The organism is Pseudanabaena sp. UWO311, assembly GCF_006937785.1.
GTDB lineage: Bacteria > Cyanobacteriota > Cyanobacteriia > Pseudanabaenales > Pseudanabaenaceae > Pseudanabaena.
In genome coordinates, this window is sequence record NZ_SJEE01000032.1 from 24,955 (window position 1) to 43,440 (window position 18,486).

The window sequence follows — 18,486 nt, forward strand, 5'->3', positions numbered from 1 at the left end:
CCCAGTAAAGTTTTTGGATTCTCAAAATGGCTTTACCGTTTTGAGGATTGCTATAAGAAGATTACAGCAGTCAGTGGCTAGGCTTACTTCCGAAACTCTTAATTCCTATATCTCTGCCCATGCTGCTATCAATCTCTGACTTTTTCATCAGACGACCTGTATTTGCGACAGTTTGTTCTGTAGTGATCACTTTATTGGGAGCAGCTTGTATTTTCCTGTTGCCCGTTGCCCAATATCCCGAAATTACGCCACCCAAAGTCACTGTTACCGCCAATTATGTTGGCGCAAATGCAGAGGTTGTCGAGTCCACAGTTACCAATATTCTTGAAAGAGAACTTAACGGAATTGAAGGAGTTCGATATATAACTTCAACTAGCTCTAATAATGGAACTAGTACCGTTGATTTAGTTTTTGATCTTGGCAAAGATAAAGACCTTGCCGCCGTTGATGTCCAAAATCGCGTCTCTACGGTGGAATCGCAGTTGCCAGGACCAGTGCAGCAGACGGGCGTACGTGTTAGTAAAGAATCTTCAGGGTTTCTATTTGCGATCGGTGTATATGCTGAAAAGGGAGAATATGACGATCTATATTTGAGTAATTACGCTGATCTTTATATTGTTGATGCGATTAAGAAGGTTAAGGGTGTCGGTAACGTTATTATCTTTGGCGAACGTAAGTACGCCATGCGTATTTGGCTAGATCCTAATCGCTTGTCAGCGAGGGGATTAACCGCTCAAGATGTCGTATCTGCAATTCAGCAACAAAACTTACAAGTTGGAGTAGGTCAAATTGGGCAGCAGCCAAACTTACCTAATCAACAATATCAACTCTCGATTTCGGCTACTGGAAGATTAAAAAGTACGGAAGAGTTTTCGGAAATTGTAATTAGAACTGCAAGTGATGGATCGCCTATTAAGCTACGTGATGTTGGGCGAGTAGAATTAGGAGCTGAAAATTATGGGTCATCGCTACGATTTAATGGAACTAGAGGCATTGGTTTAGGAGTATCACAGTTGCCTGATGCGAATGCATTGGATGTGGCGCATGCCGTTAAGAAGGTATTGCAAGAACTAAAGCCAAGCTTTCCTCCTGGGTTAAATTATGAGGTTGCCTTTGATACAACTACTTTTATCGAAGCTGGAACAGAAGAGGTAATTATTTCACTTTTAATTGCGATTGTTCTAGTCATCATAATTATCTTTTTATTCCTGCAAAATTGGCGCTCTACCTTAATTCCTGCGATCGCAATTCCAGTTGCCCTAATTGGTACATTCATTTTTATCAAGCTGCTCAATTTTAATATCAATACCCTTACTCTGTTCGGTTTGACGCTGGCTACAGGACTAGTGGTTGATGATGCGATTGTTGTGGTTGAAGATATTAGCCGCCGTATTCAAGAAAAAGGTGAGAATCCTATGGAAGCTGCGATCGCAGCCATGAATGAATTGCAGGGAGCAGTAATCGCTAGCTCTTTGGTGCTAATTGCTGTATTTGTGCCTGTAGCTTTTTTCCCTGGGACAACTGGGCAATTGTATAAACAATTTGCGTTGACGATCGCCTTTTCGATTACAGTTTCCACTTTTAATGCGCTAACGCTGTCACCAACCTTAGCGGCGTTGTTGCTTAAGCAAGAACAGCCAAGTAGCAATTGGTTTTTTAGTCGGGTGAATTGGGTAATTGATGGTACAAGACAGAACTATAAGTGGTTAGTTACTAAATCAACTAACTTCAAAGGAATTTTAATAATCCTGTTTGCAATTTCACTCTTCTTGACTTATTGGGTATATACAATCGTGCCTAGAGGCTTCCTGCCACAAGAAGATCAAGGCTATTTGATTACGATTGTGCAGGCTCCTGAAGGAGTATCTCTTAATTACACAGAAAAGGTGCTAGAAAATATTGAAGGAATTATGCGCCGTAAGGATGAAAAAGGTGAACCTGTTTATCCTGAAATCGCCAATATTTTTGCTATTGGAGGATTTAGCTTTAGTGGCAACACTCCAAATAACGGGATTGTCTTTGCGACGTTAAAGCCTTGGAAAGAAAGATCGCGATCGGCTGACGGGCTTATCGGTGGGATGGCTCCTAAGCCTTTTGGACTGATGCCTGAATTGCTTTCTATTAAGGAGGCATTTGTGATTCCGTTTCCTCCACCAGCAATTCAAGGATTAAGTAACTATGGTGGTTTTGAATTTCAATTACAGGACAAGGCAAATCAAGGTTTTCCCGTGATTGAGCAGACAATGGGAGCTTTACTCGGTAAAGCAAGTACCTATCCCGATCCCAGTCGTCCGATTTTGGCTGGATTGCGTCCTAACTTCAATGGCAATACGCCGCAGTTGACTGTGGAAGTCGATCGCGTTAGAGCTAATGCTTTGCAAGTCTCTTTGCAGGATATTTACAGTACTTTGCAGACCTTATTGGGTTCGCAATATGTTAACGATTTCAATACTTTTGGACGTACTTATCGGGTTTATGTGCAAGCTGATGCCAAATTTCGTTCTAATCCTGACGATATCAATAAGCTCTATGTGCGATCGCAAACAGGACAGAGCATTCCGCTCAGTAATTTGGTAAAAGTTACCCAAACCGTTGGGCCCTCGATCATCAATCACTACAACCTGTTTCGCTCTGTCCAAATCACAGGAAATACTGCCCCTGGAGTAAGCTCTGGACAAGCGATCGATGCGATTAGTAAGATTACTTCTGAAGTTCTACCTAAGAGCTTTGGGTATGAGTGGTCGGGATTATCCCTAGAAGAAATTGGCTCTGGTAATAGTGCATTCTTTATCTTTGGGCTTGGAGTTGTATTTGTCTTCCTAGTTCTAGCTGCCCAGTACGAAAATTATGTTGATCCGATCATCATTATGCTGACAGTGCCACTGGCGGTATTGGGCGCTCTTTTGGCAGTAATGTTTCGCGGTCAATTTAATCCTAGTTTCGCCAATGATGTCTATACCCAAATTGGTTTGGTGATGCTAATTGGGATGGCAAGTAAAAACGCGATCTTGATTGTGGAATTTGCTAATCAATTAAGAGAACGGGGCTTAAGTATTACCAAATCAGTAATCGAGGCTTCACAGCAACGGCTGCGCCCAATTCTGATGACTGCCTTCTCGACAATTATTGGGATCTTCCCTCTTGTGATTGCTACGGGGGCAGGTGCGGCGGCGCGACAGTCAATTGGCACTGCGGTTATGGGAGGCATGTGTGTAGCGACATTCCTGAGCCTATTCATCGTTCCGATTCTTTATATCGTCATCAAAAATATTGAAGAGCGTATGAAGATTGGTCTACACAAATAAAAGAAGGGGCGCTTTGCGCCCCTTCTTTTATGGGTTTATCAATTCTTTCATTTCGCGAATTGCTCTATCTAAACCCACTAATACAGCACGACTGATAATGCTATGTCCGATATTTAGTTCCTCCATGCCAGCGATTTGAGCAACGGCGCGGGTATTCCAATAGGTTAAGCCATGTCCAGAATTAAGTCTTAGTCCCAGCTCGATCGCTAAAGCTCCGCTTCTAGTTAAGGCTTCTAACTGATGCTTCAGTTCTTCATCTTTTTTGGCATTTGCATAAGTTCCTGTATGCAACTCCACAAATTTTGCACCTGTTCGAGCTGAAGCCTGTATTTGCTCTGGCTCTGGATCGACAAATAAACTTACAGGAATACCAGCACCCTGTAATTGATGCACAAATTTACCTAAGCGATCGCATTGTGCCTTCACATTTAAGCCACCTTCAGTAGTAACTTCTTCGCGGCGTTCAGGCACAAGCGTAATATAGTCGGGCTTTACATCAAGGGCGATCGCTACCATTTCGGGAGTTGCTGCCATTTCCAAATTAAGGCGAGTACGCACGGTTTGCCTCAGCAAGCGGACATCACGCTCTTGAATATGACGACGATCTTCGCGTAGATGTACGGTAATCCCATCAGCGCCAGCTAACTCGGCAATCACGGCGGCTGCCACAGGATCTGGTTCTGTTCCTCGACGAGCTTGGCGAATGGTAGCAATATGATCGATATTTACTCCGAGTGTAGGCAAGACTTTTTCCTCACAATATCTAAAAACTATCTATAACAAGCCTAAATCGTCTATAGCAATTTAAAAACCTAACCCAGTAAGGGTTTTTATTTCACAAAAATGGAGTAGCGATTTTATTTTTTGGTGTTACAGCAATTTGTGTTCAAACAATCCACAAAAGATTTGTTGAAAGTATTGTAAAGAGCAACACCTTCAACAAATCTTTTGGCTGGGATGTGAGCATCAATAGCTGTAATCTCACAAATGAATTAGGATTTCTATATGTGAGAAGCTTTTTGTTACTGAAACAAAATTAGGATTGCTATAGTATTTGTACTTATATGATACTAGTACAAATTCAATCCCAGAAAGCGAAAATGGCGCTTTTTTGACTTTTTTTCCTGTTTCAGCAATTTTATAGCTATTAAATATGAAATTAGTTTTGGACTTTTTCAGACCCTGCGGCGCAGCAAATCCGAAAATCAATTAGCAGAATCAATTAGCAGAATCAATTAGCAGAGTCATCTGTTAGATGACTCTGCTAATTGATTCTTAATCAAGATAATGACTGTTATATTTCAGCAATTCTGATCATGAAACCAATTTTGTAGTTTCCGTTGCACATGGCTATGGAAACTACAAAATTGGTTTCAATTTAACTTTGCTAGACAAATTCACTCATATTCGCTTAGGATCATGAACCGTCAAAAAATCCTAAGCACAAATGACCTCTGAAAAAATGAAGTTGCTAGTTGCAGAAGCTGTTACCGCTCTTGTACCAACATTTACCCAAATCGACCTTCATGTAAAGAAAAACCTTGAACGGGTTTTGCAAGCTTTTCGCGATCGCCGTGTGGGAGCACATCACTTTGCTAGCGTATCAGGGTACGGACATGGTGATATGGGGCGCGATGTTTTAGATGAGGTGTTTGCGCAAATCATGGGCGCAGAATCTGCCGCCGTGCGCGTGCAATTTGTCTCAGGAACCCATGCGATCGCCTGTTGTTTATTTGGAATTTTAAGACCCCTTGACGAACTTTTGTCAGTTGCGGGTGCACCCTATGACACTCTCGAAGAAGTAATTGGCTATCCACTCACATCTGATAGTCAAGGAACTGTCTATACAGGCTCGCTCAAAGACTTTGGGATTACCTACCGACAAGTGGATCTAACTCCTGTAGGCGGGATAGATTGGGAAGCATTGGCAACAGCCGTCAAACCACAGACTCGCATGGTATTAATTCAGCGATCATGTGGTTATGCATGGCGAGAGAGTTTATCCATTGCCGATATAGAACGCATCATTCAATTAGTAAAACAGCAAAATCCCAATACTGTCTGCTTTGTGGATAACTGTTATGGGGAATTTATCAGCGATCGCGAGCCTACTGCGATCGGAGCTGATATTATCGCAGGGTCTTTAATCAAAAATCCTGGTGGTACGATCGCCACTGCTGGGGGATATATCGCAGGCAAGGCTGAATATGTAGAACTAGCAGCCCAACGCCTTACGGCTCCTGGTATTGGGCGCGAAGGCGGTGCAACTTTTGATCTCAATCGTTTACTCTTTCAAGGGCTATTTCTTGCGCCACAAATGGTCGGCGAAGCGATGAAAAGCAGCCACCTTGCTGCCTATGTGTTTGATCAACTTGGCTACAAAGTCAAACCACTTCCCTTTGAACCACGCCGCGATATTATTCAAGCAATTCAACTGGGTGATCCAAAAAAACTTATTGAATTCTGTCGCAATCTCCAACGCTTTTCTCCCATAGATTCTTATGTCGATCCTATCCCTGGGGAAATGCCTGGATATGTCAGTCAGCTAGTTATGGCAGGGGGGACTTTTATTGATGGAAGCACTTTAGAACTCTCAGCAGATGGTCCTTTGCGTGAACCTTATACAGTATTTCTGCAAGGCGGGACACATTGGACACATCTAGCGATCGCCCTCGAAAACTTCCAGATTGATGATTTATAACAAAACCCAAAAAGAAAATAGCGGTGCTTTGCGCTGCCACTTGCTTTTTGGGCTTTATACCAAAGCACAAAATGGCATTGCCATTTTGTGCTTTGGTATTACTTCTCACTTATTCTCACTTAATAAATGTTGTATTTTTTGCTAAAAGCTGGGAAGCAGATTCAGCATCAAGTGGTTTAGCAAATAAATACCCTTGCCCATAGCATCGATTTAGAGAAGAACCAAATAAGGTTTTGAGAGTTTCTAACTGCGTAGATGTTTCTATTCCTTCAACTACAACACTTTTTCCTAGCGTAAACGCTAACGAGCCAATTGCTTTGACAATTACCCATTCTTCATTATTAATAAAAGAGCGATCTATTTTTAGGATATCTATCGGGAAGTCTGTTAACCGCCTTAGCGACGAATAACCCGTTCCGAAATCGTCAATACAAAACTGAATCTTTAAATCTTTTAATTGATCGAGAATCTGTAAAGTGCGATCGCGATCGCCCATGACTGTACTCTCAGTTATTTCTAGCTTTAAACTATGGGGATTAATTTGTGATTCCTGTAATATTTCACGGATATGTTCAACTAAGTTGATTTCTGAAATCTGCTTAGTTGATACATTTACACTCATCGTCAAATCAGTATATTTAGGAAAAGATTGTTGCCAATTCTGTAACTGTTTGCAAGCAGTATTAAGTACCCACCGTCCAACTGGATATATTAAATCTGTTCCTTCGATAATATCAATAAAATGAATAGGCGCAAGTAAGCCTCTTGTTGGATGTTGCCAGCGAATTAGTGCCTCAAACCCCGTAATTAAGTCGGTTTGGAAATTTACAATTGGCTGATAGAACAATCTCAACTCTTGCCTGTCAATAGCTTCTTTTACCTCCGAATATAAATCCCAATCAAATCCTGTCAGATTAGAGATTTCTTTTTGCAAATTAATATTCTGAATTTCCAAAAGTTTAGTTTGCGCTAATAGTTGTGCTTGTAATGAGCTTACCCGCAGATGAGTCTCTACTCTTGCTAGTACTTCGATTAGATGAAAAGGCTTATTAATAAAGTCTATGCCCCCAACTGTAAACGCTTCAACTTTCTCTTCTACATTTTCAATCGCACTAATAAAAATAATTGGGATTTGTTGAGTTGACAGATGGGTTTTGAGATTACTACAAACCTGATATCCATCCATGTCAGGCATTTTGATATCTAGTAAAATCAAGTCTGGCATATGTGTTTTAGCAAGATCAATCGCGTCGATTCCATTTGATGCTTCTAAAACAGCATAGCCTTGATTAGCTAGCATGATTGATAGAATTTGCAGATTGTATCGAGTATCATCAACAACAAGAATAGTGATCTTACTTTTACTCATTAGAAGTAGAAAATTTAGCGAATCAAATAGCAATTATATAGAGTTTATAACATCTCTAACGTCTGTTACATACAGATTGGGTTAAGTTAACAATTTTGTTTATGCTTAATGCAGATCCAAATATTGGGCATCAAAAAGTTAGACAAGTACCTTGGCATAATTAAAACCAAGATATACAAACCATATTACCTGCTGTCTGGTAGTCGTGGGTTGTGTATCTGTAGCAATTCTCATTATATTTTTTTTGAAAGCTTGACTAAGGCACAGGGCTGTTTCAAAGATGATGGTCAGGATTTACCGAACCGATTTTTGATGGCGCGACTTTGCCACGCCATCAAAAATCGGTTCCTTATTAAATTGCTGTAAATCATCCTCTAGATGTTTTTCTTATGACTATATTTTGCTTTGATCGGCACCCTACTTTAACCTTAGCGATCGCAGTTCTAAGTTGCAAGAGTCTTCTCTTTATTTCAGTATCAGTCAACAATTTTAGAAAAGCACTTTACGCAGAAGTTTAAGGGCGATGATCCAAAAGATGATGTTCTGTGGAAGTCTTTAAAACTAAGGTATAGAACTGACACACACCATCCGTAGCCATATACCTTCTTAGGATTAGTGGTGCGCGGCGAAGCTGCGCACCACTAATCCTAAACTTTTGGTGGAAAGAGTTAGACTAAATTATTTAGACAAGAATCTAGTAGCTATTGCCCTACCGCTCTAGTAGTAAGAGATTTGTCGTCCATGTACTACATAACATGATATATAATCAAGTTCAAGTTAGTACCTTTGATATGACACCTAATCTCTTCTCAATCCTTAATCGACGCAAGTTTATCGGACTCTCTACGCTATTCCTATTAGGTGCTTGTGGAGCTCAAACCACTCAACCTACAACTTCGGGGAAAAGCAAAATAGTCTTCTGGACAATGCAATTAAAACCGCAGTTTGACAAATACATGACGGACTTGATTGCGGGATTTGTGAAAGAAAATCCGACAGCTGAAGTGGAATGGGTGGATATTCCTTGGGGAGAGATGGAAACCAAGATTTTGAGTTCAGTAGCAGCAAAGACCGCCCCTGATGTCGTGAATCTAAATCCTCAATTTGCATCAAAACTAGCCGAGAAAAAAGCATTAGTGGATATGGGTAAAGTCATCTCTGATGCTGATAAGGCTAGCTATTTCCCGAACATCTGGAAAGCCAATCAACTTGATAACGTCACTTTTGGGCTGCCTTGGTATGTGGCAACTGATATTACAATTTACAACCGATCACTATTTGAAAAAGCTGGCTTAGATCCCGCAAAACCTCCAAAAACCTTTGAAGAACTCGCTAAGGTTTCGGAACAGATTAAAGCGAAAACTGGTAAATATGCTTTTATGCTGACGATGGATGGTGGGCAAGTCCTAGAATCGATGGTACAGATGGGAATGAAGCTGCTGGATGCCAATGGTAAGGCTGCTTTTAATGATGCTGCTGGTAAAGCTGCCTTTGACTATTGGGTCAATCTATTTGAGAAACAATTAATTCCTCGCGAAATCTTGACTGAAGGACATCGCAAGGCAGTAGAACTATATCAAGCTGGTGAATTAGCGATTTTATTGACTGGACCCCAGTTTCTACAAACGGTGGCTCAGAATGCACCCGAAACCGCTAAAGTAACTGATATTGGCTCACAAATTACGGGTTCAACGGGTAAAAAGAGCGCAGCAGTGATGAATGTTGCCGTACCAACTACATCCACAAATCAATCTATGGCAGTAAAATTTGCACTGTATTTAACCAATGCTGAAAATCAGTTAGCCTTTACAAAAGTAGAGAATCTTTTGCCTTCTACTGTTAAGAGTTCTAGCGATCGCTATTTTACGGAGGCTGCCAAAGATGCTTCAATCCTTGATCGCGCCAGAGTTATCAGTGCCTCGCAATTGCCTCAATCTGAAGTCTTGATTCCTCCTGCCAAAGATATAGAGAAACTGCGCAAGATTATTTACGAAGAACTACAACTAGCCATGCTCAAAGAGAAACCTAGCGACAAAGCGATCTCCTCGGCAGCCGAAAAATGGAACTCACTTTAGAACAAGCGCAGCTATTTGCCTAATGCAAATAGCTGTTATTTTTTTCTCAGAATGCTAGAACCGTGGGTAAACCTCCTATAAAAATTCTCCCATTTTCATTGCGGTTGGCAGCATTGGTAATAATATCAATCCACGAAAGTGTGACAACACTATTTGAGGGTTGCAAATTTAATCGAGCCATGAAGTTTGTGAGCTATATACGCAAACATTGTCTACGGATTCCCGAATATAGTTACTTTCGTCAAGTTGGTCTGACGATTGGCTCTGGCACAGTTGAATCTTAGATTCAGCAAATTGGGCGGCGCATTAAGATTTCTGGTGCTCAATGGAATCATAAAAATATCTCTCAAGTTTTGAAACATCGCTGTGCTTATCTCAATGGTTTTCTTGATTCTCCTGAGTATATGTACTCAGTACTAAGCTGAGATGCTCACCATGCTAAGCGGCGGGTACTTTGTCTATTTGGGATTTAAGCGTTAGGTACTACTAAATATTTTTCTTGACTCTCCCCTAGGGGGATACTGTGTAATCACATTTATACCAAAGTACAAAATGGCTTAGCCATTTTGTACTTTGGTATAACCCTTATAGGGTTTGTTTTTTAATTTACAAAAGTGTGACGACACTTCTGTGAATTGGTATTAGAGGTTTATGAGGTCAACGAAATGCTCAAAATTGGAGATTTTTCCAAACTCAGTCAGGTGTCCATTAAGGCTCTGCGCCTCTACGACGAAATGGGATTACTCAAACCAATCTCAGTCGATCGCTCTTCGGGATATCGGTTTTACTCTGCTAGCCAATTGCCCCGACTCAATCGCATTATCGCTTTCAAGGATTTAGGATTCACTTTAGAGCAAATTACTCAATTACTCAATGAAGAAGTTTCTCCAGAGCAGATACGTGGAATGTTGCGGCTGAAGCAAGCTGATTTGCAACAACAGATTGAGGAAGAACAAGAGAGATTGATGAGAGTAGCAGCCCGACTCAAACAAATTGAACAGGAGAATGTAATGTCTGACTATGAAGTTGTAATTAAGAAGATAGAACCGATCACGGTTGCTTCAATTCGCGAGATTTTGCCTAATTATTTTGCGATCGCAAAGCTTTTTCAAGAGCTATATCAATATCTCGCTCAGCAAGGGCTTACCAAGTTCGATTATGATGCTGGCATCTGGCATGACAATGGTTATAAGGAGAGCGATGTTGATAGTGAGGCGGTTGTGTCTGTACCTGCTTCGATAAAAGGGAATGAACGCATTAAAGTCTATGAACTTCAAGGATATGATGCGATCGCCTGTGTGGTTCATCATGGAAGCTACAGCACGCTTAATAAGGGTTATCAACATCTGCTAACTTGGATTGAGAATAACGGCTATCGCTGCATTGGTGCAAACCGTGAGTTTTACATTGAAGGTGGCGCGGAACTTGATAATGAATCTTATATTACGGAGATTCAGTTCCCAGTCGAAAAAGTATAATTCAAAACCCAAAAGATAAGTGGCGGCGCGAAGCGCCGCCACTTATCTTTTGGATTAAGCAAAATAAGTCAAGAGAATAAATCTTTGAGAAAGAGCGATATCTCTGCCCGATCGCTGACATTGAAGAAATCAAGAGGAACCACTCCATCCAAGTGCCGACTGACCACACTAAAGCCCAGCCTAGCCCTGCGATAGTTAATCACTAAAGGACTATTAGCTTGCAAAGGTAAACGCAGCCAAGCATCAAAATTAGGAGCTTGCGCCATGCGATCGCTCATCGCTTTGACGGTTGCAACTGAACGAGCGTCAGGCAAACTTCGCGTAGCAAATACATAGGCGCGTTCCAGTAGCTTGTCACGCAAGTTGGGATTTAACCAAGCTGAAATCACCATTTCTAAAGGGGTTTGAGGATTTTGCTTGACCGATTGCAGAGCCTGAGTCTCATTAGCGATCGCATTAGCTAGTAAAACTGCCGTGGAATAGCCTGTTTGTTTAAGTTCGACCACTGCATTAGGATTGCCATTCCACCATCTCAGAGCCGCAAGATTTGTTGCTTTATTGGGGTTATTGCGATAGTTGTTTTCCAGATTAGCTAATACTTGCGGGTAAAGGTTGTGAAAGGGGGGATCTTTCCAAATTGGGCTAGTAATAAAAATAGGATCGTTAATTACTTCAGTCGTCATAGCCGCAAGCCCTTCGACATTTTTTCCTTGACGTAATAGACTCACGCCTAAACCGAAGGAAAGCGATCGCTTATTGGGAACTAGCTGCAAACCGCGTCGAAAATAAGCTTCTGCGTCTTGAGCCGATTTCTCGGTAGAGTCTTGCCGCAGGCTAAGCCAAGCGGCGGCATTATATCCAGCTTCATTATTAGGATTAGTCGCGATCGCTGTTTTAATCCATGTCAAGCCTTCTTTTTGCCATGCAGATGATTGTGGCAAATTCGGATAATTAACCGCAAGATCTGCTAAATTCCATCCCAATTGATAGGGATAGTAAGGCTCCCAAGGTGCAAATTGATGGGCAAATTTGAGCCGATCTTGGAATTTATCAATCGCCGCGATCGCTTCGGGTAAGATTTCCTGTTTTCCTGTCGCTAAATCTTCTTTGGCTCTTGATAAATAGATAAAGCCCACATTTGAAGCTTGCCAAGCCATGTTTACAGGAACGAGCCATGCGATCGCGGCTATCAAATAGACGGTGGCAATAGTTGCTAACCAGAGGCGCGGTTGCCTTTGATAACCAAGGCTGATCAATTCGCCCGTATGTCTTTGCCCTAAATAAGCCAGACAAGCAAATACAATCACTAAGCTGCCACTAATTGCAGGAACATCAAGCTGATAGTCAGTAATCGCTAACATGCCATAACCAATCACACTGCCAAATAATCCATAGGCGATCGCCTGCTCTTGTGGATTATTCTTCCAAGTGCGAGATTTATGTAATTTGATAAATAGGGCAACGATCGCCACTAATAAAAACACAAATGTAATTACTGCACCAATTCCCAGTTCTGCCCAAAGATGCACAGGTGTACTATGTAACTGAAATAAAAGCTCAGCTTCTCGTCCTGCCCATTGCGGACGATATTGCTGATAGAGCATAATTGCTGAGCCTGCGCCTGCACCAAACAACCAATGATCTAAGCCAATTCTCCAGCCCACATCCGCCGCGATCGCTCTAAATAGCAATTCACCTGATCCTTGGGTAGGATTTGCAGAACTAGTAACTAATCCTGAAATTAGCGATCTCAGGCGATTGTTGGTAGAAATTAAAAATGCTAGTAAGGCGATCGCGCCACCGCTGCCGAAAGCAACTAACCAACGATTACCTTTGCTCCGTAATAAAGCCACCATAATTCCATACAAAACTAATGCTCCCAGCCCCAAAAATCCGCCCCGCGAACTGGTAGTGTACAAATCAATTAAACCTAAACCGATCGCAGTTAGCCATAGCGATCGCCACATTCCCTTTTGGGCGATCGCCAAACTTGCAAAAATCGGTAAAACCAACATCAGAAATCCCGCCACATAATTCTGATGTCCCATTGGAGCCCAATTACGAGATTGCAAATCCGAAAAATCGTAACTAAGATTTAATCCCCATTGATTTAGCTTGGCAAAATTATTTAATTGTGGCAGCCATGTCTGAGTGATCCACAAGAATAAACTTGACATAATCACCACAAATCCTAATAAGCCTTGAAAGCGCAAAATTGGCAAAACTGCTGACAATTTCTCTCCCGCCGAAGGCGGGAGAGAAATTGATTGGGGTGATTCTCTATGCAAAAAATTATTAGTTACATACAACGCAATAAAATAGCCAAAAGCTGTCAGGCTATACCACATACCTTGATTGGGAAAGCGCGAGAACATTGTCGATAGGCACAGGGTTACCAAGCCAGCACCGATCGCCCAGTCAAAGCCACTACCTAATAAATAAAATGGTTTCTCGCGCCGCCATAAATTTAGCAACCCCGCGATCGCAAAGCATAGCAATCCCATTTGCCACAGCAAGATCCAAGGGAAAGCAACCATCTGCGAACTACTATCGGGTAGTAGGGTAAATAAAATATAGGCGGCGATGCCTAACTGGACGACTAACCGACCTGTACTCATAAGATTTGGTAGACCAATTTCGCAAAACAATCAGTGACTAATAGACTTAAATTATGTCAGTAATTCATATTAAGTAGGCGCAATTAAATATAAAACCCAAAGAAGCTGATTCGCCCGCGAAGCGGGCGAATCAGCTTCTTTGGGTTTTGGTTTTTATGAAAACGATGTACTTATGAAATCGAATTTTAAATTTTACAGGTACAGAAAATCTTAAAATAGAGGCATTATGTAGATCGCTGATACTTTACAACTTATGAATGGGGCTTCCACATTTTTTGACCCTAGTGACAAGATAGAGAGTGGATCAATTGTTACAGCAATGTTTTCCAGCAATAGTCCTGAAGAGTTATTAAAAATTTTTTTAACTAGCCTTGGCGAGCGTTTAACAGTTAGCCGAGTCGCAATTTATCAATTGACCAATCAAAATGAGGGAATTATCTTAGTAGAGGCAATTTCGCCTAATACCCAGAATATTAAAAACCAAATATATCCAATCTCTTGTTTTGGAGTGGATTCTTTGCAAATATATAGCCGTAATCGCACTGTCGAACTGTCAGATATTAATCAAATATCTGAGCTAAAAAAACTACATCAATGTTGGCAAAAGACTCAGGTTAAAGCAATGATGTCAGCTCCGATTTTATTCAATTCCTTGACGGAATTTGACAAAATCTGGGGATTATCATTTGTCCAACAATGCGATCGTACAAGACAATGGCAACCTCAAGAAGCATATTTCTTGTATGAGTTATCACAAGTTTTAGGTCAATGTTTACAGTCTTGGGAATTAAGTTTGCGATCGCTCACACCCTCACAATCGTTACTTGCAAGTCAATCGTCACCTGAGAAAATTCCATCTGGGGATAATCAGTCTTTGGAAGAATTCCATGATCAAGAAGAATTTTTCGTCAAAAGAGTGGAACTATCTAAAGAACTAGAAGCTAAATCAGCTGAAACTCATCCAATGCTAGATGAGATTGCGGTATCCAAAGACTTCATTTTATTTGATGGGGATACAAATGAGATTCTGGATAGAAGTCTTATCAAAAATAGTGAAACTTCTATTAATCAAGCCATCAATATTGCTATGCAAAAACTAGATCAAAAAATCCAATATCAATCTAGTTCTTATCCTCGTGACTTTTCACAAATAAATGCTCCACAAGAAGCCTATGGTGTTGATTTGGAATCCATAACCATCGAAGATGTGCTAGAAAGTTGTGCTCAAGGGATAACCTCAGATCAAACACAGACAAAAGTTGATTATTTGCAACAAAGGGTTGGCGAACTGGTAGAAAGTATGCAACAAAAGCTAGATGAAATTGCTTTACTTCAGCAACAAGTTCAAGAATTAACGGCATCTCAACAAGAATTTCGGCAAATATTGCTAGATTTACAATCAGAAAATTTAACCCGAAGTATCAGAGATACTGTTATCAAGATGTATCGATCTCTTTCATAAATACTAGAAGAGACGGCGCTTTGCGCCGTCGCTTCTAGTTAATTGCGAGTTACGACTGCCTCAATATGGGCAGTTTGAGTTTTGAGATTTGTCGCTGCATCAACTTTGCTATCGACAGAGGCGATTGCCCAGCGCAATGGTTCGCCATGCTTGGCTAACTCTTGCTCGACACTTTTAGCGATCTCTTCTTGATTTTCGTTAATCTCAATTTCCGCAGTAATAAAATGAGTAGTCATTTTGGTTGATTTTCTAATTGAATTTGATGGATAGAATTTTACAGCGCATTGAACCTCAAAAAAGTAAAGCCACAACTCTATGAATAGGGTTTGTCTCTGTACCGCTATCGACATTCACTGCTAGACTAAAAAAAGAAAAATTTAACGATTAGCACACCTATTGAATCGATGCCTCAAGACACTGTTGCGACTGTTTCGACTTCTGCACCCAATATCACCACAGACGAAGCCCTAATTGTCTACGAAGACATGGTACTGGGGCGTACTTTTGAAGATAAGTGCGCTGAAATGTATTATCGCGGAAAAATGTTTGGGTTTGTGCATTTGTATAACGGTCAAGAAGCCGTCGCTAGCGGCGTAATTAAAGCAATGCGCCCTGATGACTATGTATGCAGTACCTACCGTGACCATGTTCATGCTTTGAGCGCAGGTGTTACCGCTAACGAAGTCATGGCAGAACTTTTTGGTAAAGAGACAGGATGTAGTAAGGGGCGTGGCGGCTCGATGCATATTTTCTCAGCCAAGAATAACTTTTTGGGTGGATATGCCTTTGTAGCTGAAGGAATTCCCGTCGCATCGGGAGCAGCATTTCAGTCAAAATATCGTCGCGAAGTGATGGGCGATCCTAATGCCGACCAAGTAACGGCTTGCTTCTTTGGAGATGGGGCTAGCAACAATGGTCAATTCTTTGAAACTTTGAATATGGCAGCTTTGTGGAAGTTGCCAATTATTTTTGTAATTGAAAATAATGATTGGGCGATCGGTATGAAACATCATCGCGCTACTTCTGATGTCAGGATTCACAAGAAAGCTGAAGCATTTGGAATTCCTGGGTTTGAAGTGGATGGGATGGATGTCATGGCAGTCCGCGAAAGAACCCAAGAGGCTATCCGTCGTGGTCGTGCGGGTGAAGGCCCTACAGTTTTAGAATGTATGACCTATCGCTTTAGAGGTCACTCTCTGGCTGACCCCGATGAGTTGCGGAGCAAGGAAGACAAAGATAAATGGTTTGGTCGCGATCCAATCAAAATCTTTGCGAGCCGTCTTCTGGAGCATGGGTTGGTGGAAGAAGCTCAACTGAAGGCGATCGATAAGAAGATTCGTGATGTGGTCGAAGAATGTGTCCGCTTTGCAGAGACTTCTCCTGAACCCGATCCTAAGGATTTATTCCGCTATCAGTTTGCCGAAGATGAATAAAAAAAGGAGTCGCTTTGCGACTCTTTTTTTAGATAAAAGAGAATGGCAGTGCTTTGCGCCGCCATTCTCTTTTTACAGCAATTGCCGATCAAACGAACCACAATACACTTTTTGAAAGCGTTGCTTCGCAACGCTTTCAAAAAGTGTATTGGTTTGGTTTTGAGCGCAAAGCGCTGTAGTTTTTACAAAACAGCTATAGCTTGCAGCGAGATATTTGAGCTTGTTCCCAATCCACATCATTTGTAATTGCATGGGAAAAATCACAATTAACTAAGTTTGCCTTGTGAAAAGAGGCTTTAGTTAGATTTGCATACTGAAATCTTGTCCCAATCATTGTTCGTGATGTATTAATTGTGAGGCGAAACAAATAAAGACTTCCAAAAATTTGTAATGGCTCGATCGCTAAGAATGTTAGTAGCGCTGTAAAACTATTAAACCTTAATAAGCCAATAATCGCATTAAATGCACCAGCAACTAAGATTTTTGTGAATGTTGAACCAAAGAAACCAAATAAAAAGGCAACGATCAACGAGATGGTAGTCGCTATGAAAGTTCCTTTTCTACCAGTGAAGGTAAAGCTGCTAGCTGTGAAAGCGATCGCAAAACAAACAGAAAATACCACGATTGCGATGATCGCTACCCAATAGACTGTTGCACGATCAATTCTTGCTGCACCAAAAATGAAAGCGATCGTAAATGAGATCAGTAATATTGTGGCAATCATTGCTGTACCAGCAAACATTAGCGCCATTACAAACGCTGCCATACTGGCGATTACATTTTGACGTTGGCTTGCCCCCGTTCGTACATTCGCAAAATTAGCCGATTTAAGTTGAGAACGATAAAAGTCACATCCACGAATATCTGCGCCGCTAAAATCAGCACCGACTAAATTTTTACCTTTAAACGAGCGATCGCGCAAATCTTGATTTGCAAAGTTGAGGCTTTGACTCATAGCGCCTGTAATAAATTCATAAAGGTTATATAGACGCAAAACATCTACATAACCTTTATGAATTTTAAGTCAATTCGCCCAAGGTTGGCTTAGAAATATGTGGCAGTCCCCAGCCTAATTTTTCACGCAAGACCTTAAAGAACTCTCCTTTTTGGAGCCGAATAAACCTTGCGGGGTATTGCGATCGCTCGACTTCAACGCGATAGTCGGGATAGACATAGCAACCAGCATTGCCATCGACAACTAACACCAAACGATGACTATTAGCAGGTGTAACGACTGTTTTCTCGGTATTGGCAAATACTAATGCTCGTGAAGCCATCGAGTGAGCACAAATCGGAATCAGCTGAAACACAGGAATCCCTGGTTCGATCACTGGGCCACCTGCGGAGAGAGCATAGGCTGTCGAGCCTGTGGGTGTGGAAATAATCACCCCATCTGCCGCAATATCCACGGGCATATGACGACCAATCTGCACCTCAAAATGACACATACTGGTCAATGGTTCGCGGTGAAGCACCATTTCGTTCAACGATAGTGCTTCCCAGAGTAAGCCTTGGTTGTCATAAACACGCACTGCCATCATCGATCGCTGCTCGACAACATAATTACCTTCGACAACTTGGGCGATCGCATCTTCCCAATCAGTTAGGTAAGTTTCAGTTAAAAAGCCCATGTGTCCCGTATTCACGTTTAGCACTGGTAAACCGAGAGGAGCAATTTGACGGCAAGCGGATAGTACAGTACCATCGCCGCCCAAAGCTACTGCAAACATGACATCTTGATCAAATCCTAACGGTACTAAGCTTTCAATCAAGGTGTGACATACAGGAGCATCTGGCTTACCATAGCCCAAAATACCGCCAGTTCCCGTCGCCATAACAGTCTGGATGCCACGCTTTTCTAGCCATAACTTCATATCCAACGCAACACGTTCAGCGACAGGTTTTGCGTCGTTATATATAATCCCGACTTTTGGCACGCTCAATGACTACCTAGACTATTCAAAAAATTTGTCAGTTTTGTAATTATATAGCAATCCAAGTTTTGCTTGGTACATAAAACCCAAATAACAGAAAGGCGGTGCTTC

The 18,486-nt window shown here is 41.5% G+C and carries 13 protein-coding genes; 7 read left to right on the forward strand and 6 right to left on the reverse strand.

Features of this window, described 5'->3' with window-relative positions; all coding sequences use genetic code 11:
* The first annotated feature begins 119 nt into the window (after positions 1–119).
* Positions 120–3,305: an efflux RND transporter permease subunit gene (locus tag PseudUWO311_RS19405; RefSeq protein ID WP_142656873.1), complete on the forward strand. Its 3,186-nt coding sequence runs from the start codon at positions 120–122 to the stop codon at positions 3,303–3,305.
* Positions 3,306–3,332: 27 nt separating this feature from the next.
* On the opposite strand, the gene PseudUWO311_RS19410 is transcribed toward PseudUWO311_RS19405, so the two are convergent.
* A complete protein-coding gene (locus tag PseudUWO311_RS19410; protein WP_142656874.1) occupies positions 3,333–4,049 on the reverse strand; it encodes a pyridoxine 5'-phosphate synthase in 717 nt (238 codons plus the stop codon).
* A 703-nt stretch (positions 4,050–4,752) separates the two neighbouring features.
* Between PseudUWO311_RS19410 and PseudUWO311_RS19415 the strand changes: the two genes are divergently transcribed.
* Positions 4,753–6,006, forward strand: coding sequence for an aminotransferase class I/II-fold pyridoxal phosphate-dependent enzyme (locus PseudUWO311_RS19415; protein ID WP_223807645.1), 1,254 nt, complete (start codon positions 4,753–4,755; stop codon positions 6,004–6,006).
* Between the two features lie 115 nt (positions 6,007–6,121).
* Here the strand turns inward: PseudUWO311_RS19415 and PseudUWO311_RS19420 are convergent, their stop codons facing one another.
* Positions 6,122–7,375, reverse strand: a complete 1,254-nt coding sequence (locus PseudUWO311_RS19420; RefSeq protein WP_142656875.1) for an EAL domain-containing protein — start codon at positions 7,373–7,375, stop codon at positions 6,122–6,124.
* A 791-nt stretch (positions 7,376–8,166) separates the two neighbouring features.
* Here PseudUWO311_RS19420 and PseudUWO311_RS19425 point away from each other — a divergent pair.
* The 3 genes from PseudUWO311_RS19425 to PseudUWO311_RS19430 all read left to right on the forward strand — a co-directional run bounded on the left by PseudUWO311_RS19425 (position 8,167) and on the right by PseudUWO311_RS19430 (position 10,928).
* Positions 8,167–9,450 carry an ABC transporter substrate-binding protein gene (locus PseudUWO311_RS19425; protein ID WP_190303572.1) on the forward strand — a complete coding sequence of 428 codons (1,284 nt, stop codon included), beginning with the start codon at positions 8,167–8,169 and terminating at the stop codon, positions 9,448–9,450.
* A 140-nt stretch (positions 9,451–9,590) separates the two neighbouring features.
* A complete protein-coding gene (locus PseudUWO311_RS24955; RefSeq protein ID WP_190303573.1) occupies positions 9,591–9,734 on the forward strand; it encodes a hypothetical protein in 144 nt (47 codons plus the stop codon).
* Between the two features lie 381 nt (positions 9,735–10,115).
* The gene (locus tag PseudUWO311_RS19430; RefSeq protein ID WP_142656876.1) at positions 10,116–10,928 is read left to right on the forward strand and encodes a MerR family transcriptional regulator; all 813 of its coding nucleotides are present in this window, start codon (positions 10,116–10,118) and stop codon (positions 10,926–10,928) included.
* A gap of 68 nt (positions 10,929–10,996) precedes the next feature.
* Here PseudUWO311_RS19430 and PseudUWO311_RS19435 read toward each other — a convergent pair whose 3' ends face one another.
* Complete coding sequence (locus PseudUWO311_RS19435) at positions 10,997–13,546, reverse strand: O-antigen ligase family protein (protein WP_142656877.1); 2,550 nt, start codon at positions 13,544–13,546, stop codon at positions 10,997–10,999.
* 253 nt (positions 13,547–13,799) lie between these two features.
* On the opposite strand from PseudUWO311_RS19435, the gene PseudUWO311_RS19440 reads away from it, so the two are divergent.
* The gene (locus PseudUWO311_RS19440) at positions 13,800–15,008 is read left to right on the forward strand and encodes a GAF domain-containing protein (protein ID WP_142656878.1); all 1,209 of its coding nucleotides are present in this window, start codon (positions 13,800–13,802) and stop codon (positions 15,006–15,008) included.
* Between the two features lie 38 nt (positions 15,009–15,046).
* On the opposite strand, the gene PseudUWO311_RS19445 is transcribed toward PseudUWO311_RS19440, so the two are convergent.
* On the reverse strand, positions 15,047–15,244 hold the full coding sequence (locus tag PseudUWO311_RS19445; protein WP_142656879.1) for a hypothetical protein: 198 nt from the start codon (positions 15,242–15,244) through the stop codon (positions 15,047–15,049).
* Between the two features lie 168 nt (positions 15,245–15,412).
* Here PseudUWO311_RS19445 and pdhA point away from each other — a divergent pair, with 168 nt between their 5' ends.
* The gene (gene pdhA / locus PseudUWO311_RS19450; RefSeq protein WP_142656880.1) at positions 15,413–16,441 is read left to right on the forward strand and encodes a pyruvate dehydrogenase (acetyl-transferring) E1 component subunit alpha; all 1,029 of its coding nucleotides are present in this window, start codon (positions 15,413–15,415) and stop codon (positions 16,439–16,441) included.
* Positions 16,442–16,634: 193 nt separating this feature from the next.
* Here the strand turns inward: pdhA and PseudUWO311_RS19455 are convergent, their stop codons facing one another.
* Together PseudUWO311_RS19455 and PseudUWO311_RS19460 are read right to left on the reverse strand one after the other, a co-directional pair.
* A complete protein-coding gene (locus PseudUWO311_RS19455) occupies positions 16,635–17,396 on the reverse strand; it encodes a pentapeptide repeat-containing protein (RefSeq protein ID WP_142656881.1) in 762 nt (253 codons plus the stop codon).
* Between the two features lie 64 nt (positions 17,397–17,460).
* Positions 17,461–18,378: an NAD(+) kinase gene (locus PseudUWO311_RS19460; RefSeq protein WP_142656882.1), complete on the reverse strand. Its 918-nt coding sequence runs from the start codon at positions 18,376–18,378 to the stop codon at positions 17,461–17,463.
* Positions 18,379–18,486 lie beyond the last annotated feature (108 nt).